Origin of the sequence: Pelagibaculum spongiae (assembly GCF_003097315.1) — a bacterium.
In the GTDB taxonomy this organism is placed as follows: Bacteria; Pseudomonadota; Gammaproteobacteria; order Enterobacterales; family Pelagibaculaceae; genus Pelagibaculum; species Pelagibaculum spongiae.
Genome location: NZ_QDDL01000003.1, coordinates 164,953 through 185,622 on the forward strand (window position 1 = coordinate 164,953; position 20,670 = coordinate 185,622).

General features: G+C 46.3%; 18 protein-coding genes and 4 tRNA genes. 5 read left to right on the top strand and 17 right to left on the bottom strand.

What is annotated here, in order from left to right:
- Window positions 1–11: 11 nt before the first annotated feature.
- Entirely contained in the window at window positions 12–764 is a 753-nt protein-coding gene (gene gloB, locus DC094_RS09655) for a hydroxyacylglutathione hydrolase (RefSeq protein WP_241504014.1), read from the bottom strand.
- Between the two features lie 19 nt (window positions 765–783).
- On the opposite strand from gloB, the gene DC094_RS09660 reads away from it, so the two are divergent.
- From DC094_RS09660 to dnaQ, 3 genes are read left to right on the top strand one after another with little or no spacing between them, the layout of a single operon-like run.
- Window positions 784–1,521, top strand: coding sequence for a class I SAM-dependent methyltransferase (locus tag DC094_RS09660; RefSeq protein ID WP_116686914.1), 738 nt, complete (start codon window positions 784–786; stop codon window positions 1,519–1,521).
- Window positions 1,518–1,952 (top strand): ribonuclease HI, encoded by a 435-nt coding sequence (gene rnhA / locus DC094_RS09665; protein WP_116686915.1) that lies wholly within the window; start codon window positions 1,518–1,520, stop codon window positions 1,950–1,952. The genes DC094_RS09660 and rnhA overlap by 4 nt, the downstream gene beginning before the upstream one ends.
- An 8-nt stretch (window positions 1,953–1,960) precedes the next feature.
- On the top strand, window positions 1,961–2,695 hold the full coding sequence (gene dnaQ / locus DC094_RS09670; protein WP_116686916.1) for a DNA polymerase III subunit epsilon: 735 nt from the start codon (window positions 1,961–1,963) through the stop codon (window positions 2,693–2,695).
- 100 nt (window positions 2,696–2,795) lie between these two features.
- Here dnaQ and nhaB read toward each other — a convergent pair whose 3' ends face one another.
- Window positions 2,796–4,295, bottom strand: coding sequence for a sodium/proton antiporter NhaB (gene nhaB, locus DC094_RS09675; RefSeq protein ID WP_116686917.1), 1,500 nt, complete (start codon window positions 4,293–4,295; stop codon window positions 2,796–2,798).
- A gap of 225 nt (window positions 4,296–4,520) precedes the next feature.
- On the opposite strand from nhaB, the gene DC094_RS09680 reads away from it, so the two are divergent.
- The gene (locus DC094_RS09680; RefSeq protein WP_133245515.1) at window positions 4,521–5,357 is read left to right on the top strand and encodes a hypothetical protein; all 837 of its coding nucleotides are present in this window, start codon (window positions 4,521–4,523) and stop codon (window positions 5,355–5,357) included.
- 108 nt (window positions 5,358–5,465) lie between these two features.
- On the opposite strand, the gene sucD is transcribed toward DC094_RS09680, so the two are convergent.
- The 9 genes from sucD to sdhC all read right to left on the bottom strand — a co-directional run bounded on the left by sucD (window position 5,466) and on the right by sdhC (window position 16,597).
- Window positions 5,466–6,338 carry a succinate--CoA ligase subunit alpha gene (sucD, locus tag DC094_RS09685; protein WP_116686919.1) on the bottom strand — a complete coding sequence of 291 codons (873 nt, stop codon included), beginning with the start codon at window positions 6,336–6,338 and terminating at the stop codon, window positions 5,466–5,468.
- A complete protein-coding gene (gene sucC / locus DC094_RS09690) occupies window positions 6,335–7,504 on the bottom strand; it encodes an ADP-forming succinate--CoA ligase subunit beta (protein WP_116686920.1) in 1,170 nt (389 codons plus the stop codon). Before sucC ends, sucD begins: the two co-directional genes overlap by 4 nt.
- A 77-nt stretch (window positions 7,505–7,581) precedes the next feature.
- Window positions 7,582–9,024: a dihydrolipoyl dehydrogenase gene (gene lpdA / locus DC094_RS09695; RefSeq protein WP_116686921.1), complete on the bottom strand. Its 1,443-nt coding sequence runs from the start codon at window positions 9,022–9,024 to the stop codon at window positions 7,582–7,584.
- Window positions 9,025–9,050: 26 nt separating this feature from the next.
- Window positions 9,051–10,271: a 2-oxoglutarate dehydrogenase complex dihydrolipoyllysine-residue succinyltransferase gene (gene odhB, locus DC094_RS09700; RefSeq protein WP_116686922.1), complete on the bottom strand. Its 1,221-nt coding sequence runs from the start codon at window positions 10,269–10,271 to the stop codon at window positions 9,051–9,053.
- A 28-nt stretch (window positions 10,272–10,299) separates the two neighbouring features.
- Window positions 10,300–13,125: a 2-oxoglutarate dehydrogenase E1 component gene (locus DC094_RS09705; protein ID WP_116686923.1), complete on the bottom strand. Its 2,826-nt coding sequence runs from the start codon at window positions 13,123–13,125 to the stop codon at window positions 10,300–10,302.
- Window positions 13,126–13,388: 263 nt separating this feature from the next.
- Window positions 13,389–14,090, bottom strand: coding sequence for a succinate dehydrogenase iron-sulfur subunit (locus DC094_RS09710; protein WP_116686924.1), 702 nt, complete (start codon window positions 14,088–14,090; stop codon window positions 13,389–13,391).
- A gap of 12 nt (window positions 14,091–14,102) precedes the next feature.
- Window positions 14,103–15,869, bottom strand: coding sequence for a succinate dehydrogenase flavoprotein subunit (gene sdhA / locus DC094_RS09715; RefSeq protein WP_116686925.1), 1,767 nt, complete (start codon window positions 15,867–15,869; stop codon window positions 14,103–14,105).
- Window positions 15,870–16,220, bottom strand: a complete 351-nt coding sequence (gene sdhD, locus DC094_RS09720) for a succinate dehydrogenase, hydrophobic membrane anchor protein (protein WP_116686926.1) — start codon at window positions 16,218–16,220, stop codon at window positions 15,870–15,872.
- Window positions 16,211–16,597, bottom strand: a complete 387-nt coding sequence (gene sdhC, locus DC094_RS09725; RefSeq protein WP_116686927.1) for a succinate dehydrogenase, cytochrome b556 subunit — start codon at window positions 16,595–16,597, stop codon at window positions 16,211–16,213. The genes sdhD and sdhC overlap by 10 nt, the downstream gene beginning before the upstream one ends.
- A 328-nt stretch (window positions 16,598–16,925) precedes the next feature.
- Here sdhC and gltA point away from each other — a divergent pair, with 328 nt between their 5' ends.
- On the top strand, window positions 16,926–18,218 hold the full coding sequence (gene gltA / locus DC094_RS09730) for a citrate synthase (RefSeq protein ID WP_116686928.1): 1,293 nt from the start codon (window positions 16,926–16,928) through the stop codon (window positions 18,216–18,218).
- A gap of 118 nt (window positions 18,219–18,336) precedes the next feature.
- Here gltA and DC094_RS09735 read toward each other — a convergent pair.
- The 6 genes from DC094_RS09735 to DC094_RS09760 form a co-directional block, all read right to left on the bottom strand.
- Window positions 18,337–18,412, bottom strand: a tRNA-Glu gene (locus DC094_RS09735).
- 67 nt (window positions 18,413–18,479) lie between these two features.
- A tRNA-Glu gene (locus DC094_RS09740) sits at window positions 18,480–18,555 on the bottom strand.
- Window positions 18,556–18,597: 42 nt separating this feature from the next.
- Window positions 18,598–19,341: an alpha/beta hydrolase gene (locus DC094_RS09745; protein WP_116686929.1), complete on the bottom strand. Its 744-nt coding sequence runs from the start codon at window positions 19,339–19,341 to the stop codon at window positions 18,598–18,600.
- Window positions 19,342–19,367: 26 nt separating this feature from the next.
- A tRNA-Ala gene (locus tag DC094_RS09750) sits at window positions 19,368–19,443 on the bottom strand.
- A gap of 25 nt (window positions 19,444–19,468) precedes the next feature.
- A tRNA-Ala gene (locus DC094_RS09755) sits at window positions 19,469–19,544 on the bottom strand.
- Between the two features lie 48 nt (window positions 19,545–19,592).
- Window positions 19,593–20,669 (bottom strand): 3-deoxy-7-phosphoheptulonate synthase, encoded by a 1,077-nt coding sequence (locus tag DC094_RS09760; protein WP_116686930.1) that lies wholly within the window; start codon window positions 20,667–20,669, stop codon window positions 19,593–19,595.
- Between the last annotated feature and the right edge of the window lies 1 nt (window position 20,670).

A 20,670-nucleotide genomic window follows, 5' to 3' on the forward strand; every position in this document is an offset into this window, starting at 1 on the left:
ATACTTCCCTATTAGAAATTATCTTTCCAGCGTCGCAACTCGGCAAAAAAATCAACATCTTGATTTAATGACCGGCCAATATGGTTTTCTATAGCAACTTTTACGCTATTTTCCCGTGACCGAAGAAACGGATTGTAACGTTTCTCATCGACCAGCCTGACCGGTAAGGTGGTCAAACCTTGACCACGCAGTTGCAACGCCTGCTCAATTCTTTGATCAACCCAGACATTATCTGGCTCTACCGCTTTGGCAAAACGCAAATTGTTCTGGGTGTATTCGTGGGTTGGATAAATCAACGTTTGCTCTGGCAGCGCACAAATTTGCTCCAGAGAGTTCAATAACTGTTGGGCTGTACCATCAAATAATTTACCGCAACCGGCAGAAAACAAGGTATCGCCACTAAACAGTCGCTCACCAATTAGGTAAGCCAGATGATCTGAAGTATGGCCCGGCACCGAGAGTACCTGAACTTTTTGCAACAATCCTGCAATATCCAGTGTCTCTCCACCCTGAAGCAAATAATCCGCCGACACGCGCGTATTGCCATACACTGGGCATTGATATTTTTCGACTAGCTCTGCAATACCATCGACATGGTCCCAGTGATGGTGGGTGACCAAAATTGCCGACAAAGGTTTTTGCAACTCATCTAGCGCGGCAATAACCGGCTGAGCATCGCCTGGATCAACCACGACTGTCGCTGTTGATTCGACAAGCAGCCAGATGTAGTTATCATTAAAAGCTGGAAGCGTGAGTACTTGCAAAAGTTTACCCCGAGAACACATGGAAACCAGCACAAAGGCTGACAAAACTACCCAATACCTGCAATGGTTAAACTCACCTGCAGGTGTACATTATCTTGACCTTGAGCATTTATATCTGTCGGATCATTTACTCGACAGTTTTGGCTACTACATGGTCTCGGTTGCTTTTCATCAACCTGAGTACCTTGACTGCAGTCCGATACGTGCCAGATTTCATCATCAGCTTGGCCTGTCTCCGACCAAAACCGCCAACATTATTGGTGATGAGCATTTACCTTACCAGACTGAGTCGATTGATTTAGTAGTACTAGATCATGCGCTCGATTATACGGATAATCCGCAGCAACTTTTGCGTGAAGCCTGCCGGTGTTTAATTCCCGGCGGAAAATTACTGATTGCGGGTTTTAACCCGTTTAGCTTTTGGCGCTGCTGGAATATCACCAGAAAAGGCTTTCCTGGTAGCAAAAACATGCTATCTGTTAGTCGCCTACAAGACTGGCTAACGCTATTAAATATGCGTCAGCTTAATTTGCATTGGCACCTGCCCTTCCCACCCGATCATAGTGATGAAACATCACCGGTACGCGATACAATGGAGCAAGCTATTTTGCGCTTTCAGCCATCGTTCAGTGGTATGTATTGTGTGTTGGCAGAAAAAACGGCTTATCCGATTACACCCATTAAACAAAAATGGCGACGGCGTTTACCACCACTAACGGTTGGTGGTTCTCAATTAGGCGGATTGACTCGAAAATGAAAACGGTAGAAATATTTACTGATGGCGCTTGCAAGGGAAATCCTGGGCCGGGAGGCTGGGGTGCAGTAATGCGTTATGGAAAGCATCGAAAAGAGCTTTTTGGTGGTGAAAAGGAAAGCACCAACAATCGAATGGAGTTATCTGCAGCTATTTTTGCTTTACAAGCACTCAAACAACCTTGCAAAGTGATTCTAACCACTGACTCTCAATATGTTCGCCAAGGAATTACCAGCTGGATTGAAAATTGGAAAAAACGCGGTTGGAAAACTGCTGCCAAACAACCGGTTAAAAATGTTGATCTTTGGCAGCTGCTCGATTCAGCCTGCAAAGACCACCAGATAGATTGGCGCTGGGTCAAAGGTCATAGTGGCCACCCTCAAAATGAACGCGCCGACCAATTAGCTTCAGACGCAGCGCTTCAATATATTTAGGTTATTAAATGTCCGAACGTAAAATCATACTGGATACCGAAACTACCGGTATTGAAATCTCCGCAGGCAACCGATTAATTGAAATTGGCTGCGTTGAAGTGATCAACCGAAAGTTCACTGGTCGTACTTACCATCAATACGTCAACCCACAGCGAGATGTTGAGCAAGGCGCTTTTGAAGTTCACGGTATTAGTGATGAGTTTTTAAAAGACAAACCATTGTTTTCTGCGATTGCTGAAGACTTTGTCCGTTTCATTGATGGTGCCGAGCTAGTCATTCATAACGCAGCGTTCGACGTTGGCTTTTTGAATCATGAACTAGGCATGGTTGGCGGTTATAAGAAGATCAACCAATTCTGTACCATCACCGATACCTTGATGATGGCTAGGCAAATGTACCCCGGGCAGCGCAATAACCTGGATGCATTATGTAAGCGGCTAGGTGTCGACAACTCTAAACGTGAATTACACGGTGCATTGCTCGATGCCGAGATATTAGCCGACGTTTATTTGATGTTGACTGGCGGTCAGGTATCAATCGGTTTTAACGCCGATCAAGATAAAAATGGTCAATCTAAAAGTACATCTAGCAACGGCGAAGCTCAGAAATTGCCAGAAGGTCGAGCGGCAACCCGAATTATTCGCGCCGCCGAGGGTGAAATAGAGCAACACCAAAAACGAATGACAGCCGTTGCCAAAGCCGCAGGCGGCAGCTCAATCTGGCAAATCGTCTCGGAACAATAATCGATTAAAATAAGCAAAAATTCTAAACAAAAAACGGGTCGAAGAGTAATCTTCGGCCCGTTTTTTATTTCAAGCTTACTCGCTAAATAGTAATCATCGGTTAAACCGCGACCATTACCATTGCCAAGCCCAATACACTCAATACGATGGTATATGGCAGCGCCATTAACATCATTCTGCCATATGACAGACGAATGAGTGGAGCAATCGGCGAAGTCAGCAAGAACAGGAACGCAGCCTGGCCATTTGGTGTTGCAACACTTGGTAAATTAGTACCTGTGTTGATTGCTACCGCTAACTTATTAAACAATTCCAGATCGATCACACCATTATTTAAGGCAGTTTTCACTTCACCAATGTAAACCGTTGCAACAAATACGTTATCACTAATCATCGACAATACGCCGTTAGCAATAAAGAACAGTGCTGGCTGAGAAGCTGGATCTTGCGCCAATACATAATCAATCACTGGCTTGAACAAGTGCTGCTCATGAATCACGGCAACTATTGCAAAAAATACCACCAATAATGCGGTGAAAGGCAGCGCCTCTTCAAAGGCCTTACCTAATTGGTGCTCATTGGTAATACCGCTAAATGCAGTAATTAAGACAATAACTGCCAAACCAACAAAGCCTACTTCTGCAATATGCAATGCCAATCCAATGACCAGAAATGCTGCTGACAATGCCTGAATAACTAAACGCGCCCGATCACTATCGGTACGTTTAATCGTTTGAGCCTTATCAAAATCTTCTAGAATTCTACGAACTCTTTCTGGCAACAAAGCGCCATAACCGAGAATTTTAACCTTCTCTAAAACCACGCAAGTCAATAAACCAGCGACTAACACTGGCATGGTTACGGGCGCCATGCGTAAGAAAAATTCAATGAACTGCCAGTTTGCCTCTTTAGCAATCAGCAAGTTCTGTGGCTCACCAACCAGAGTACAAACGCCGCCCAGTGCCGTACCTACAGCAGCGTGCATTAACAAACTACGCAAGAAAGCACGGAAGTCATCCAGCTCTTGGTGATTGTCTGTTTCTATGCTGTTGTCGTTACTATGATCGTGATCATTATGTTGACCGACACCAGATGCGACTTTGTGGTAAACCGAATAAAAGCCAACACAGACTGAAATAACCACTGCGGTTACCGTCAATGCATCGAGGAATGCCGATAAAACAGCAGACACGATGCAGAACAACAGCGACAGCATCACTTTTGACTTCACGCCCAACAGAATGCGAGTGAAAGTCAGCAAAAGCAGGTCTTTCATAAAGTAAATGCCCGCTACCATAAACATCAGCAGCAGAATTACTGGAAAGTTCTTCAGCGTTTCTTCGTAAACAGCTTCAGCTGAAGCCATATGCAATGCGATTGCTTCAATCGCCAATAAACCGCCAGGTTGTAGCGGATAGCATTTCAATGCCATAGCCAGAGTAAAGATAAACTCTGCGATCAGAACCCACCCCGCAACAAAGGGATTGATTAACATTAGAATTGGGTTCAGTACTAAAAAGAACAAAATACTCCACTTATACCAAGTCGGTGAACGACCCAGAAAGTTGTGGGTAAATGCGCTAATGATTGACGAGCTCATTTGTAATCTCTATCGGTTAAAAATCTGCGCCCATACTACTATCATGAAACCCTATGACCAATTAACCTCACACCTCAATTAATGACTCAAAAATAGTAAGGGCTATGAGTTCGGTCATATATTTCGACGATTTATCTACTATTGGTAATATCTGGAGATATCTGACACACTTTACTAAGTAAACTCATGTTTATGGGGCAGATAGTTTTGCAAAGGAAAAGAATAATGCGGACAAGGAACTCAGTGCTGACCGGTATTATGTTCACTCTAGTATCAGCAGTTGCAACCTCAGCAGAAAAAGCTGAATTGGTTATTCAGCGTTCTGCCGATGACATAGAACGAGTTACATCTCAGTGGTTTGAACAAAAAGGTGACATCTTTCAACCAGTTGCCGCGTTTTCTCCCAAAGCCAAGTTTTACTTCGATCAGCAGATAGTGCCGCTGGAAATCAAGAAGAATGGCATGATTCGCTTGACGATGGCTGATCTATTAAAAGACAAAGACAAAGCATTTTCTGCCATGCCTGGCAGCTTGTCCGGCGACCATATCCGTTTGAAGTCTTCTTTAAGCTTCACTCAGCAAACGACTACAGCACCAACCGTGACGCCTTTTGTACAACCTGATTTACTCGCTACAGATCAGACCTCAAGCGAAGATGCCACAATCATCGCACCCGTTTCTCAAAATAAACCTGCCAATGTACTTTCCAGCATTACCAGCCTAGGTAAGCACTATGCAGTTTTTATTAAGTACCCAGCGCTGCAATTTGCCGATAAAAATCGCAAACTGGTTTCAAATTGGCGCGACATTCGAATGACCGTACCTAAAAAACTAATTCCTCAACTGCGTGATCCGGCTAACATTACCGCCAGAATGGTTGTGAGCTTTTGCCCAACTTTACAACATTGCGCCGGTAGCTGGCAGCAAAGCCGTGATTTAAACGTTGCCTCAGCAAAACGCCATATTGATCAATACTATGGCTTACGCGCTAAACTGCATCAGATCGTTCTGTTCAACAAGCGTACCGGTGAAATTCTGGCGCAGCTTGAAGCTAAGAATTAGAAGTTTTATCTGAAAATTACTTTTTCCAGATAACAAAAAAATCCCCATCCGCTTTGGCGAATGGGGATTTTTTTATTGGTCAAACCATCGACCAAACGATCGGAAAAATTAAGCTTCCAATACGTCTTTAACTGCCTGACCAATTTCGCTCAGGTTACGCACGGTGGTAACACCAGCTGCGTTAAGTGCTGCAAACTTCTCAGCTGCAGTACCTTTACCGCCGGCGATAATCGCACCAGCATGACCCATTCGCTTACCTGCTGGTGCAGTAACACCGGCAATGTAAGAAACCACAGGTTTGGTTACATTGGCTTTAATGAATTCAGCTGCTTCTTCTTCAGCAGTACCACCGATCTCACCCACCATAATGATCGCTTCAGTCTGAGGATCATCTTGGAACAGGCGCAGAATGTCGATGAAGTTACTACCTGGAATTGGATCACCACCGATACCAACACAGCTCGACTGACCAAGACCAAGGTCGGTGGTCTGTTTGACCGCTTCGTAAGTCAAAGTACCGGAACGAGATACGATACCCACTTTACCTGGCAGGTGAATGGCCGCCGGCATAATACCGATTTTACATTCGCCTGGAGTGATTACACCCGGGCAGTTAGGACCAATTAGAACCACGCCTAATTCATCACAACGGATTTTAACTTGCAGCATATCCAGCGTTGGAATGCCTTCAGTAATACAAACAATCAGTTTGATGCCAGCACTTGCAGCTTCAAGGATTGAATCTTTACAGAAAGGTGCAGGAACGTAGATGACACTTGCGTCAGCGCCTGTTTCTGCGACTGCTTCAGCAACCGTATTAAATACTGGCAGACCTAAGTGAACTTGGCCGCCTTTACCCGGCGTAACGCCGCCAACCATTTGAGTGCCATAAGCGATGGCTTGCTCAGAGTGGAAACTACCTTGTGCACCGGTAAAGCCTTGGCAAATTACTTTAGTGTCCTTGTTGATCAGGATGCTCATGCCACGTCCTCCGCTGCTTTAACCACTTTCTGAGCGGCGTCTGACAGACTTTCAGCCGCGATAATATTTAAATCGCTTTCGGCGAGTTTGTCTCGGCCTAACTGTGCATTATTACCTTCCAGACGAACTACTACTGGAACATTAACGCCAACACTTTCTACCGCACCAATAATACCTTCAGCAATTAGATCGCAACGCACGATACCGCCAAAGATATTAACCAATACTGCCTTTACGTTGTCATCGGACAAGATGATTTTAAACGCTTCCGATACCCGTTCACGGGTTGCGCCACCACCAACATCCAAGAAGTTAGCTGGATCGCCACCAAACAACTTAATGGTATCCATGGTACCCATTGCCAAACCGGCACCGTTTACCATACAACCGATGTTTCCGCCCAAAGCAACGTAGTTCAGCTCCCATTTGGCAGCCAGCGCTTCGCGCTCATCTTCCTGGCTAGGATCATGCATTGGCTGAAGCTTGGCTTGACGGAACATCGCGTTACCATCAACCGATAACTTGCCGTCCAGGCAAAGAATATTGCCTTCTTCAGTGATCACCAGCGGGTTAATTTCGATCAACGCCAGATCCAGATCGGTGAACATTTGCGACAGGCCCATAAAGACCTTGGTGAACTGACGCACTTGCTGCGGATCTAGTCCTAACTGATAAGCCAATTCACGCGCTTGATATGGCTGAGCGCCAACCATTGGGTCAATTTCAGCTTTAAGGATTTTTTCTGGTGTTTCCGCCGCAACCTTCTCGATTTCCACGCCACCTTCAGTAGATGCCATGAAAGTCACACGACGGCTTGCGCGGTCAACCACCGCACCTAAATAGAGCTCATCGGCAATATCGGTGCAGGTTTCGATCAGAATCTTATCGACCGGCTGGCCATTTTCATCTGTCTGATAGGTCACCAAGCGGGTGCCGATTTGGCTGTTAACAAATTCGCGAATTTCTTCTTCACTGCTAACTAGCTTTACACCGCCAGCCTTACCACGGCCACCAGCATGTACCTGAGCTTTGACGACCCACTTATCGCCACCAATTTTTTTGGCTGCTTCAACTGCCGCATCGGCGGAATCCACTGCGTGACCTACTGAGACTGGAAGGCCATATTCAGCAAAAAGTTGTTTTGCTTGGTATTCGTGCAGGTTCATGCAACTGCTCCGATTAGTTATTTGAATTAAATTGTACTTACTTGGCTTTTATTACTGACCAATCAACGCTGCAGCAATCAGCGTTTTTTTCTCGGTGCAGCCATATGTATTGCTTCGCCATGAACTGCCAAAGCTGCTTCATGCAGTGCCTCAGACAGTGTTGGGTGAGCAAAAACAGTTAACGCCAGATCTTCGGCAGTAGCTTGCATTTCCATAGCGATCACAGCTTGAGCGATTAATTCACCCGCTTGTGGGCCACAGATATGTACGCCTAATACCTGATCCGTTGTTTCATCTGCAATCACACGAACCATACCTTGATTGGCATTCATTGCCATAGCACGGCCGCTGGCGGCAAATGGGAACTGACCAACGCGATATTTTTCACCGGCAGCTTTCAGTTCTTCTTCGGTTTTACCTACCCAAGCAACTTCCGGATGGGTGTAGACCACTGAAGGAATCGCATCGTAATTCATATGACGCTGACGGCCTGCAATAATTTCTGCAACCATCACACCTTCTTCAGAACCTTTATGAGCAAGCATCGGGCCACGAACTACATCACCTATGGCAAAAATACCTGGCTGATTGGTACGGCACTGATCATCAACATGAATAAATGAACGCTCATCCAGCAAAATATCTGCTTCAGAACTTAATAAAGCCTGAGTGACTGGACGGCGACCCACCGCAACAATCAGCTTGTCAAATTCTGAAGTATGCTCACCTTTGCTATCTTCATAGGTAACCTTGACGCCTTTTTTAGTCTGGCTAGATTTAATCACCCGAGCACCCAGGCGAACATCCATACCCTGACCTTTTAATTGGCGAAGAAAGTCTTTAGCTACTTTTTGATCGGCCATTGGCATAAAGGTTTCTTGTGCTTCAAGCAGCACAACCTTTGAACCAAGACGGCGCCAGACGCTGCCTAGCTCCAAACCAATCACACCAGCACCAATCACACCCAAACGTTTAGGTATTTCGGTGAATTCCAATGCGCCACTAGAATCAACAATGGTATCGCCATTTGCTGGAGCAACTGGAATATCGACCGGGATAGAACCGGTTGCAATGATCACATTTTCAGCCTGCAGCAGTTGAACATTGCCATCGGCATCGGTCACTTCAACTTTGCGACCACCTAACAATTTTGCCTGCCCAGCAATACTGGTAACGCCATTACTTTTAAATAGCTGGGCAATGCCACCGGTTAATTTACTAACAATGTCGTCTTTGCGAGCAATCATTGCGGGTACATCAACTTCTGGCGCAGCGGATAATTTAATACCGTGTGCCGCCAGACCTTCTTGTGCTTCATGGAACTTCTCGGAAGATTCCAGTAATGCTTTAGAAGGGATGCAACCCACATTTAAACACGTGCCACCGAGGGATGGCTTACCCTCGGCGTTAATCCATTTATCGACGCAAGCGGTGTTCAAGCCTAACTGTGCAGCACGAATTGCAGCAACATAACCTGCAGGGCCTGCACCGATCACGACGACATCAAATTGATCTGACATGAAATAACCTCAGCTCGCTCGAAAACCTATAGATCCAGTAACAAACGTGCTGGTTCTTCCAGCAAATCTTTAACAGTTACTAGGAATTGAACGGCTTCTTTACCGTCAATAATCCGGTGATCGTAGCTTAATGCCAGATACATCATTGGCAGAACAACCACTTGACCATCAACCACCATCGCACGCTCTTTAATTGCGTGCATACCCAGAATACCGCTTTGTGGCGGATTGAGGATAGGCGTTGACATCATCGAGCCAAAAGTACCGCCATTAGTAATGGTGAAGGTACCGCCCTGCATTTCATCCAGAGCAATTGCGCCCTTAGTTGCACGCTGGCCATAGTCGATGATTTTCTTTTCAGTATCTGCCAGTCCCATTTGATCGGTATTACGAACAACCGGAACCACCAAACCACGAGGCGAAGAAACTGCAACACCGATATCAAAATAGCCGTGATAAACAATATCGCTGCCATCAATTGATGCATTCACTGCAGGGAATTTCTTCAGCGCTTCGGTAACTGCTTTGACAAAGAACGACATGAAACCCAGTTTTACATCATGGGTTTTAACAAAGCGCTCTTGGTACTTTTTGCGCAGATCCATGATTGGTTTCATGTTGACTTCATTGAAGGTGGTCAACATTGCAGTGGTGTGCTGAGCATCGACTAGACGCTCTGCGATTTTGGCCCGTAGACGTGTCATGGGCACACGCTTTTCTACACGGTCAGAATCGTTAAGCTCTACCACTGGTGCAACTGGTGCTGGCGCCGCTTTTGCAACAGGTGCCGCAGCAGCTACTGGAGCTGGCTGTGCAGGTGCAGCAGATGTTTTGGCTGCAGCTAGAACGTCTTCCTTAAGGATACGTCCGCCTTTACCGGTACCTTTAACCGAAGCTGCATCCAAATCATGTTCGGATAACAATCTTCTAACCGCTGGACTAGATGCTGCATTAGCATCGCCTGCTACTTCCGAAGCGACCGCCTCAGTTGCAGCTGGCACAGCACCCGCACCTTCCTCAATGACTGCTAACAATTCATTGGCAACTACTGTTTCACCTTCCTGCTTGAGAATTTTTCCAAGCACACCAGACTCAGTCGCTGGCACTTCCAGTACAACCTTGTCAGTTTCCAGTTCAGCAAGAACGTCATCTCTTTCTACCACATCCCCTTCCTGCTTATTCCAGGTAAGAATGGTTGCATCTGCAACTGACTCGGGTAGTACCGGGACTTTGACTTCTATTGTCATTGTGTCGATCCCTTTCTCTGAATTTTATTCATTTAATGCCCAGCGCATCGTTAACCAGCCCGTTTTGCTGTTCAACGTGCAAAGAGTAATAACCGACAGCAGGTGAAGCTGAAGCTTCACGTCCGGCGTAAACCAGCACCTGGTTTTTAGTCAGGCAAGCATTGAAATGGTGCTGACTGGAATACCATGCACCTTGGTTCATGGGTTCTTCCTGGCACCAGACAATTTCCCCAACATGCTTATAAGGCTTCAAAATTGCCTTTAGCTTGTCTTCTGGGAATGGATATAGCTGTTCAACACGGACAATTGCCACATTATCTAACTGTTGTTCACGACGTACTTTGAGTAGGTCGTAGTAAACCTTGCCACTACACAAAACCACTCGTGAAACATCTTTTGCCGTCAGGCTATCCACATCGCCAATGACGGTTTCGAAAGTGCCTGATGACAAATCACCCATAGTGGATGTTGCCAATGGATGACGCAGCAAGCTTTTTGGTGTCATCACAATCAGAGGCTTTCGATAGATTCGGCGCATTTGACGACGAATCATATGGAACACCTGCGCTGGAGTACTCGGTACGCAAACCTGCATATTGTGCTCAGCACATAATTGCAGATAACGTTCCAGTCGCGCAGATGAGTGCTCCGGGCCCTGGCCTTCATAGCCATGTGGCAAGAACATGGTCAAGCCGCAAAAACGGCCCCATTTCTGTTCGCCTGAGCTGATAAATTGATCGACTACTACCTGGGCGCCGTTGGCGAAATCACCAAACTGGGCTTCCCAGATCACCATCGCATTCGGCTCTGCTGTCGCAAAACCATATTCAAATGCCAAAACCGCTTCTTCTGACAACACCGAGTCAATCACGGTAAAGCTGGGTTGATCTGGCTTGATATTAGCGAGAGGCGTGTAAGATTCACCTTCGTTTTTCTGGTTATGCAAAACAGCATGACGATGGAAGAAAGTACCTCGACCACAATCTTGACCAGAAATCCGTACCGGATGACCCTCATCTAACAAAGTGGCGTATGCCAGTGTTTCAGCAAAACCCCAATCTACCGGCTGAGCGCCCGCCGCCATTTTTTGGCGATCTTGGTAGATTTTGGCAACACGTCCTTGCAGTTCAACGCCATCAGGACGCTGCTCTAAAGACTTAGCCAGACTACGCAAGTGATCGGCAGGAACTGTTGTATCGTGCGGCGCTTCCCAGTGGTGTCCGATGAATTTTGACCAATCGGTTGCCAACTTGCTCTGCTCACCTTCAAGCAGCTCTGAAACCACGCGATCTCTAGCCACTAGCAGATTACGATAACGCTCGGTCGCTGCTTTAATTCCGTCGGAATCCAATACACCTTGATTGACAATACGCTCGGCATAAATCGCACGCGTGCTTGGCAAATTACGAATGATTTTGTACATCGCAGGCTGGGTTGCTGCTGGTTCGTCTGCTTCGTTATGGCCATGACGGCGATAACAAACCAAATCGATGACCACATCCTTTTTAAACTGCATCCTGTAATCCAGCGCTAACTGGGTCACGAACAAGCAAGCTTCAGGATCATCTGCATTAACGTGGAAGATCGGTGCTTCGATCATTTTCGCAACATCAGTACAGTACAGAGTTGAGCGAGTGTCAGTTGGATTGGAAGTCGTGAAACCGACCTGATTGTTAATCACCAGACGAATTGTGCCACCGACTTTATAACAACGCGCCTGAGACATATTAAATGTCTCCATAACAACACCCTGTCCGGTAAATGCCGAGTCACCATGAATGGTAATAGGCAGCACCTGATCGTGGGTTTCATCATTACGACGCTCTTGACGTGCTTTAACAGAACCCATAACCACTGGAGAAACAATTTCCAAGTGCGATGGATTAAATGCTAATGCCAAGTGGACTGGGCCACCTTCGGTTTGCACATCAGAAGAAAAACCTTGGTGATATTTAACGTCACCAGACGCTAAACCTTCACGGCGTTTTCCTTCAAATTCTTCAAATAATTCACCAGGAGATTTACCCAGAATGTTCACCAGAACATTCAAACGCCCCCGGTGCGCCATACCAATAACTAGGTCTTTTACGCCATAGCCACCAGAACGGTGAATAATTTCATGCAAGATCGGAATTAATGTTTCACCACCTTCCAGTGAGAAACGTTTCTGACCTACATATTTATTATGGAGATATTTTTCCAGACCTTCAGCGGCAGTTAGCTGACGCAATAATCGCATTCGGACTTCATCAGAAAATCCGGGATTACCGCGAAGACTTTCAACTCGCTGCTGGATCCAACGCTTTTCTGCGGTATCTGTAATGTGCATGTATTCCACACCAACAGATCCACAATAAGTTTGTTGCAACGCCTGATAAATATCGCGCAGTGGCATTTCATCGGAACCAACAAAAGAGCCGGTTTTGAAAACAGTATCCAGATCGGCACTATTTAATTGATGAAATTCTAGTGTAAGTTCGTTCAGCGGATCGCTAATCGGCAACCCTAACGGGTTAGTCATAGCATTTTGGTGACCGCGGAAACGGAAAGCATTAATCATCTGCAGGACTTTTACCTGCTTAGCTTCCAATTCCAACTCAGCAGCGGATAGTTGAACCTTGCTGCCACCAGTTTTTCGAACCAAGGTTCGAAAATAATCACGAACTTCAGAATGTGGAATATCCTGCCCTGGATTGGACTCTAACCTTGGTAAGGTTTCGAAATAAGTGCGCAATTTTTCAGGGGTAGAATTCGGATCTCGCAGGTAATCTTCATATGCCTGCTCGAGATAGGCTGCATTGGCTCCATCCAAATGGGATGTACCAAACAGCTCGGACATAGACTTTTCTTGCATTTATAGGCCCCGGGCACTCTCGTCTGCAGCGATTGTGTCGCCATCAGTAGTAAGTACAGCAGCAATGTACATGAGTTCCAGAAAAAGCATCATTAATCACGGAAAGCCGTTTGTAACAAGGCTTTTCCCGAGCGGGTTAAAGACTATCACAGTTAATCCGCAACAATTAACCCACAACAAACATTGATTTTTGTCAGCTGATAGTGAAACAAAAAAGGCCGACCAATGGTCGACCTCTTTTATAGTGCATCAGTAACAATTTGTCACACTGCCTTATTGAGCATCATGGATCGAATTTTACCGATTGCCCGGGTCGGATTTAAACCCTTTGGACAAACGTTGACGCAATTCATAATGCCGTGGCAGCGAAATACACTAAACGGATCTTGCAAGTTACCCAGTCGTTTATCAGTTGCCGTATCGCGGCTATCTGCCAAGAAACGATACGCCTGCAGCAAACCTGCAGGGCCAACAAACTTATCTGGATTCCACCAAAAAGATGGGCAAGAACTAGAGCAGCAAGCACAAAGAATACACTCGTACAAACCATCTAGTTTTTCACGTTCTTCTGGTGACTGCAGTCGTTCACGATCTGGTGCAGGGGTGTCATTCTGCAAATATGGTTCGATTTTACGGTACTGTTTATAAAACAGCTCCATATCGACCACCAGATCACGAATGACTGGCAAACCCGGCAATGGGCGAATGGTGATGGTGCCTTTACCCAATTCTGAGAGAGGCGTCACGCAAGCCAGACCATTTTTACCGTTCATGCTAATGCCATCCGAACCACAAACACCTTCACGGCATGAGCGGCGGAATGCCAGAGATGAGTCCTGACTTTTTAACAAAATCAGAGCATCCAGCACCATTAAATCCTTACCCTCTGGAACTTCCAGATCATAATCCTGAAGGTATGGTGCCTTGTCGGTTTCAGGGTTATAGCGATATATCTTGAATTTCATTGCCATACTCCCTTAATAAACCCGAGGCTTGGGTGGGAATGCTTCCCTGGTTTTTGGTGAGAAGTTAACGTCACGCTTGGTCACTTCCTCAGTCTTGGTGTCATAAAAAGAATGGCACAACCAATTCTCATCATCACGCTCAAGATAATCATTACGACTGTGAGCACCACGACTTTCTGTTCTGAAGTTTGCTGCAACCGCCGTAGCGAATGCAGTTTCCATCAGGTTATCCAGCTCTAGTGCTTCAATACGAGCCGTATTGAAAGACTTGCTCTTATCTTTCAAAGCAGTCTTGGCAACTCGCTTACGCAAATCTTTGAGTTTCTCTAAACCTTCAGCCATGTAAGGACCATCACGGAAAACACCGAAATGTGCCTGCATGGTTTGCTGAAGCTCTTCACGCAAATCATCAACTGACTCGCCTTCTGAAGAAGTTTCAAGGCGGTTATAACGCGCCATCGCTTTTTCAATATCAGCATCAGTATGATCGGCATATTCCAGACCATCTTTCAGTGATTGTTCGATATGCAGACCTGCCGCACGACCAAACACCACCAGATCCAGCAATGAATTACCACCAAGGCGGTTAGCACCGTGTACCGATACGCAAGCAATCTCACCTACCGCATACAATCCATTGACTATCTGCTCTTTACCTTGTTCATCGCGGCGCAACGCCTGACCATGAACATTGGTCGGAATTCCGCCCATTTGGTAATGACAAGTAGGTACTACTGGAATCGGCTCTTTAACTGGATCTGCATGGCCAAATGTACGAGATAATTCTAAAACACCGGGTAAGCGTAGATTGAGGGTTTCTTCGCCCAAATGATCCAGCTTGAGGTAGACATGATCTTTGTTCGGACCACAACCATTACCGTCAAGAATTTCCTGCATCATCGAACGAGCGACCACATCACGGCCAGCCAGATCTTTAGCATTTGGCGCATAACGCTCCATAAAGCGCTCGCCATTCTTGTTCAACAGGTAACCACCCTCACCACGACAACCCTCAGTTACCAGAACACCGGCACCGTGAATTCCCGTCGGGTGGAACTGCCACATTTCCATGTCTTGCAGTGGCACACCAGCACGTGCAGCCATACCAACACCGTCACCAGTATTAATATGCGCATTTGTGGTTGAAGCATAAATGCGACCCGCGCCACCGGTTGCAAAAACCGTTGCACGAGACTTCAGATAGCGCAACTCACCGGTTTCCATTGACATGCCGATAACGCCGCAAACGTCGCCATCATCATTGGTCACCAGATCAACTGCATACCATTCGTTGAAGAAGTTGGTATTGGCTTTCGTATTTTGCTGGAACAAGGTGTGCAACAGAGCATGACCAGTACGGTCGGCAGCAGCACATGTACGTGCAGCCTGCTCGCCACCAAATTCTTTAGACTGACCACCGAAAGGGCGTTGGTAAATAGTACCTCGCTCTGTTCGGCTAAACGGCAGCCCCATATGTTCCAGTTCAAAAACTGCTTTAGGTCCTTCTTTACACATATATTCGATAGAGTCTTGGTCTCCGATATAATCGGAACCCTTAACCGTATCGTACATGTGCCATTCCCACTTATCGTTTGGATCTGAACTAGCAATGGCACAAGTAATACCACCCTGCGCAGATACCGTATGAGAACGCGTTGGGAATACTTTAGAAATCAAAGCAACTTTAAATCCAGATGCGGCTAATTGAAGTGATGCGCGCATACCTGCACCGCCACCACCAACAATTACTGCATCAAACTGTTCCTGCGGAATATTCATTTAGGCTCCCCACAAAATCAGTAAACACCAGAGAGTAATAATCAGACATACAAAAATCACCAACATTTGCAGCAATAAGCGCAAACCATTCGGCTTAACGTAGTCCGTTAAAATTCCCCACATACCTACCCAGCTATGCACTGCAACAGAAATTACTGTTGCCAAGGTAAATACCTTGAACCAAGTAGCCGCAAACAAATGGCTCCAAGTCGCATAAGTGATTTCAGGAGAACCGATTAAAAAACCGGCAAAGAAGATTGTGTAAAGTGCCAGAACTATCGCGGTTGCTCTTTGATACAACCAATCGGTCAAGCCATTTTTGCTAAGGCTTGTAATGTAATCTACAGCCATAACCACACTCCCGTTAACGCAACCAGAATTGCAGTGACAACCATCATCGCCACAGCACCCTGCTTGCCGCTTTCTTTTTCCTCGCCATAGCCAAGATCCATCAACAAGTGGCGGATACCCGCACAGAAGTGATAAATCAAGAACGCCATTGCAAACAGCGTCGCCAGCTTTCCAACTGAGCCATCAAGTACACTTTTCAACTGAAGGAAATTCTGCTCAGAACTGAGCGAAAAATCCAAAAGCCAAAGCAATACTGGCATTAACAGGAATAACAACACACCGGATATCCGGTGCAGAATCGAGGCTTTTGCAGTAATTGGCAGCTGCATCGCCATAATATCGCCAGGCGAAATATTTCTAGGTCTTTTATCTTTCATAAGAGCTCCGACTCTCCCACACGGAGTGGCGTCACGTCAGCGCGAACACCGTCAGCAAGATACCAATGGGTAAATACAACCAATAAGAATATAGACTGCGTATCGAGACACCCCATAGCACGGCCAAATAGTATCCCAGCGACAGATCAAAACAAAGTGCATATTTGGATATAAAAGCTATGACCTAAGGGGTAGTTATTACATCGAAGACCAAAAAAAATTTGCCTTGCGTCAATGCTGCAATTGACAAAGCGCGCTCCACTCTTATAGTTAACCCCCCAAACATCCCTGGTCGGGTGAGATTTTCGACACCAGAGGAGGGCCATAAATGGCAGAAAAAACGGCTCAATTACAGTTACCGAACGGTGAATCTCCTGTTGCATTACCGATTCACTCCGGAACCCTTGGTCAAGATGTTGTAGATATCAGCAAGCTTGGTGGTCATGGCGTATTTACCTTTGACCCTGGCTTCTTATCGACTGCATCTTGCGAATCCAAGATTACATTTATCGATGGCGGAAAAGGCGTATTGCTACATCGCGGCTACCCCATCGATCAGCTAGCAACCCAGTCTGATTACCTGGAAGTTTGCTATCTGTTGTTATATGGAGAGCTGCCAGACCAGAAGCAAAAAGAGCACTTCACCAGCACCGTTCAGAACCACACCATGGTTCATGAACAGTTGGCTGCGTTCTATAAAGGCTTCAGACGTGATGCCCACCCAATGGCGATTATGGCCGGTGTTGTTGCCGCCTTATCAGCGTTTTACCATGACTCTTTAGACATCACAGACCCGCATCACCGGGAAGTTTGCGCATTCAGATTGATTGCAAAAATCCCGACAATTGCAGCAATGTGTTACAAGTACACCAAAGGGCAACCTTTTGTTTATCCACGCAATGACCAGAGCTATGCCGGGAACTTCCTGCGCATGATGTTCAGCACGCCTTGCTCGGATTACCAGGTTAACCCAGTACTTGAAAGAGCGATGGATCGTATTTTCACTCTGCACGCCGATCACGAGCAGAATGCATCTACGTCTACAGTTCGTTTGGCTGGTTCTTCTGGAGCCAACCCATTTGCTTGTATCGCTGCCGGTATTGCCGCTCTGTGGGGACCAGCCCACGGTGGTGCAAACGAAGCAGTACTGACTATGCTGGAAGAAATTGGTGATGAGAGCCGAATCGATGAATTCGTTGCTCGCGCCAAAGACAAGAACGATCCATTCCGCCTGATGGGCTTCGGCCACCGGGTTTACAAGAACTTCGACCCTCGCGCCAAAGTTATGAAACAAACCTGCGACGAAGTTTTAGGTGAATTAGGCCTGGATAACGATCCTCTACTGAAGATCGCCAAGCGCCTGGAACAGATCGCTCTGGAAGATGAGTACTTCATTGAACGAAGCCTCTATCCGAATGTCGACTTCTACTCCGGCATCATTTTGAAAGCCATTGGCATTCCAACCAATATGTTTACCGTAATCTTTGCCTTGGCAAGAACAGTAGGCTGGATTGCACACTGGAACGAAATGATCAGCGATCCAAGTTATCGCATCGGCCGTCCTCGCCAGCTATATACCGGCGAAGACAAGCGTGAATGGAAACCTGTTTCCGAGCGCTAAAAGAAAGCCCGCTTCGGCGGGCTTTTCAATGCTTGCACCTGCAGTAATTCTCGATCGTTCAAACCCGACCCAAATCGCAAGCATAAAAAAAGCCAGCTCAATGAGCTGGCTTTTTTATTGGTATCCCCAAGGGGAGTCGAACCCCTGTTACCGCCGTGAAAGGGCGGTGTCCTAGGCCTCTAGACGATGGGGACCTTGAACTTTTCACTACATGCTACATCGACTCAAATCAAAACCTGTTTGAATCAATGCCTTTTCAATTGGTATCCCCAAGGGGAGTCGAACCCCTGTTACCGCCGTGAAAGGGCGGTGTCCTAGGCCTCTAGACGATGGGGACATCTCAAGACGGAGCAGAATTTTACTGATTGAGAACCAAGAGTCAAGCAGAAATCCATTTTTCTATTTTTATTAAATGTTGCTGCCAGTTTTGCTCCAACATAAAACAATGCCCGGCATTTTCTAACAATAAATAATCTGCTGAAATTTGCTCTGCCATTTGCCGTTGCAAAATTTCTGGAACAAAATCATCCGCAGCTGAAGCCACTACAAGCACTGATTTTTTTTGCAGCTCAATACCCGGCGAATAAGGCAAAGACAACTGTGAAAGAACTATCGCAGATTCAGCATGCAGCACTTCCTTAAGCCGTTCATTCGCCAAAACACCCAAGACGCCTGGACTCCAAGAAAACAACTTACCTTCAGAAATTTTTTGCATGCACAATGCACCACCACCCTGCAAAGGCAATGAACAAACAAAAACCACCGATTTAATTTCGATCTTTTCAACCAACCGCGCCAACAATGCCCCGCCCATCGAAAAACCCATCACCACAGGAGGCTCAGGTAATTTTTCAATTTCCGAGACTAAAAAATCGAGATAGGATTCAATTGTTTGAGTTTGCAGCATAAAAGGGTCAAATTTCTCGCCATGACATGGCAAAGAAGGCGCGCAAACTCGATAGCCTTTTTCTTCAAGCCACGGCAAAAAATTATCAGACCAGATTGAATTTCCAGTCATAACACCATGAATTAAAAAAATAATAGGTTTTTCTGAAAGCCTACCATTAGAGGCATTACTATCAGGAGATTTTTCGGAAGGTTTTTCTGAATTAGATGTAGCCATGGCGTCCTTGCCTTGAGCTAAAAATTTGGTGGAGCTAAACGGGATCGAACCGTTGACCTCAACACTGCCAGTGTTGCGCTCTCCCAGCTGAGCTATAGCCCCTTTTTCGTCGTACTAAAAAGGAAATTGGTGGAGCCATGCGGGATCGAACCGCAGACCTCAACACTGCCAGTGTTGCGCTCTCCCAGCTGAGCTATGGCCCCAATCGACGGAGCGCATTCTATGGAAACGCGCCCCGCCTGTCAACGATCTTACTTAGAGGAAAGCCGCTTTGGCAGCGTTTCTCTTAACTTATCAGCCATATCGATCAGCGTTTTCTCAGTAGTTTGCCAATCAATACAGCCATCTGTCACTGAAACACCATACTTCAGGTCTTCCAAATTAGCTGGGATCTTTTGGTTTCCTGCCTCGATATTACTTTCCAACATCATACCTACGATCGACTGATTGCCTTCCAACACTTGGTTAGCAATATTATCGGCAACCAGCGGCTGCAGAGAAGGATCTTTGTTGGAGTTCGCGTGACTACAATCGACGATGATATTTGATCGTTCGCCTACTGCTTCCAATCGCTTCTCGCATAAAGCGATGTTGACCGAATCGTAATTCGGTTGCTTGCCACCGCGCAACACCACATGCCCGTACTTATTACCGCGAGTACGAATCACCACACACTGCCCTTGACGGTTAATACCGAGGAAACTATGTGGCTGGGAAACCGATTGCATTGCATTAATCGCAACCTCTAGCCCGCCATCGGTGCCATTTTTAAAACCAACTGGCATAGAAAGGCCCGAAGACATTTCACGGTGAGTCTGCGACTCGGTGGTTCTGGCACCAATCGCTGACCATGAAATCAGATCAGATAAATATTGTGGAGAGATAGGATCGAGCGCTTCGGTTGCCGCTGGCAATCCGAGCTCATTAATCCATAGCAACAATTCACGAGCGACTTCTAAGCCTTCTTCAATATGGAAAGAGTCGTCCATTCGCGGATCATTAATTAAGCCCTTCCAACCAACGGTAGTTCGTGGTTTTTCAAAATAGACACGCATCACTAAATACAACGTGTCGCCTACTTTTTTAGAAAGCTCAGCCAGCTTTTCTGCATAGGCCTTCGCAGCTTTAACATCATGGATCGAGCATGGCCCCACTACGACTATCAGCCGATGATCTTTACCGTCAAGAATATCCTCAACAACCTTGCGGCCTGAGAGGATGGTCTTTTCGGCAGAATCGGAGACAGGTAGGCGAGCCTTAAGCTCTCGGGGAGTAATCAGAACATCCTGCGAGATCACATTCACATTGTGTATTTCATTTTCAGACATA

Bases quoted from the DNA above. Each gene is read 5' to 3' on its own strand.
- rnhA (WP_116686915.1), top strand. From the start codon at position 1,518: ATGAAAACGGTAGAAATATTTACTGATGGCGCTTGCAAGGGAAATCCT.
- sucC (WP_116686920.1), bottom strand. From the start codon at position 7,504: ATGAACCTGCACGAATACCAAGCAAAACAACTTTTTGCTGAATATGGC.
- DC094_RS09705 (WP_116686923.1), bottom strand. From the start codon at position 13,125: ATGCAAGAAAAGTCTATGTCCGAGCTGTTTGGTACATCCCATTTGGAT.
- nhaB (WP_116686917.1), bottom strand. From the start codon at position 4,295: ATGAGCTCGTCAATCATTAGCGCATTTACCCACAACTTTCTGGGTCGT.
- DC094_RS09745 (WP_116686929.1), bottom strand. From the start codon at position 19,341: ATGGCTACATCTAATTCAGAAAAACCTTCCGAAAAATCTCCTGATAGT.
- odhB (WP_116686922.1), bottom strand. From the start codon at position 10,271: ATGACAATAGAAGTCAAAGTCCCGGTACTACCCGAGTCAGTTGCAGAT.
- sdhA (WP_116686925.1), bottom strand. From the start codon at position 15,869: ATGAATATTCCGCAGGAACAGTTTGATGCAGTAATTGTTGGTGGTGGC.
- lpdA (WP_116686921.1), bottom strand. From the start codon at position 9,024: ATGTCAGATCAATTTGATGTCGTCGTGATCGGTGCAGGCCCTGCAGGT.
- sdhD (WP_116686926.1), bottom strand. From the start codon at position 16,220: ATGGCTGTAGATTACATTACAAGCCTTAGCAAAAATGGCTTGACCGAT.
- dnaQ (WP_116686916.1), top strand. From the start codon at position 1,961: ATGTCCGAACGTAAAATCATACTGGATACCGAAACTACCGGTATTGAA.
- sucD (WP_116686919.1), bottom strand. From the start codon at position 6,338: ATGAGCATCCTGATCAACAAGGACACTAAAGTAATTTGCCAAGGCTTT.
- DC094_RS09710 (WP_116686924.1), bottom strand. From the start codon at position 14,090: ATGAAATTCAAGATATATCGCTATAACCCTGAAACCGACAAGGCACCA.
- DC094_RS09660 (WP_116686914.1), top strand. From the start codon at position 784: ATGGAAACCAGCACAAAGGCTGACAAAACTACCCAATACCTGCAATGG.
- gltA (WP_116686928.1), top strand. From the start codon at position 16,926: ATGGCAGAAAAAACGGCTCAATTACAGTTACCGAACGGTGAATCTCCT.
- DC094_RS09680 (WP_133245515.1), top strand. From the start codon at position 4,521: ATGCGGACAAGGAACTCAGTGCTGACCGGTATTATGTTCACTCTAGTA.
- DC094_RS09760 (WP_116686930.1), bottom strand. From the start codon at position 20,669: ATGTCTGAAAATGAAATACACAATGTGAATGTGATCTCGCAGGATGTT.
- sdhC (WP_116686927.1), bottom strand. From the start codon at position 16,597: ATGAAAGATAAAAGACCTAGAAATATTTCGCCTGGCGATATTATGGCG.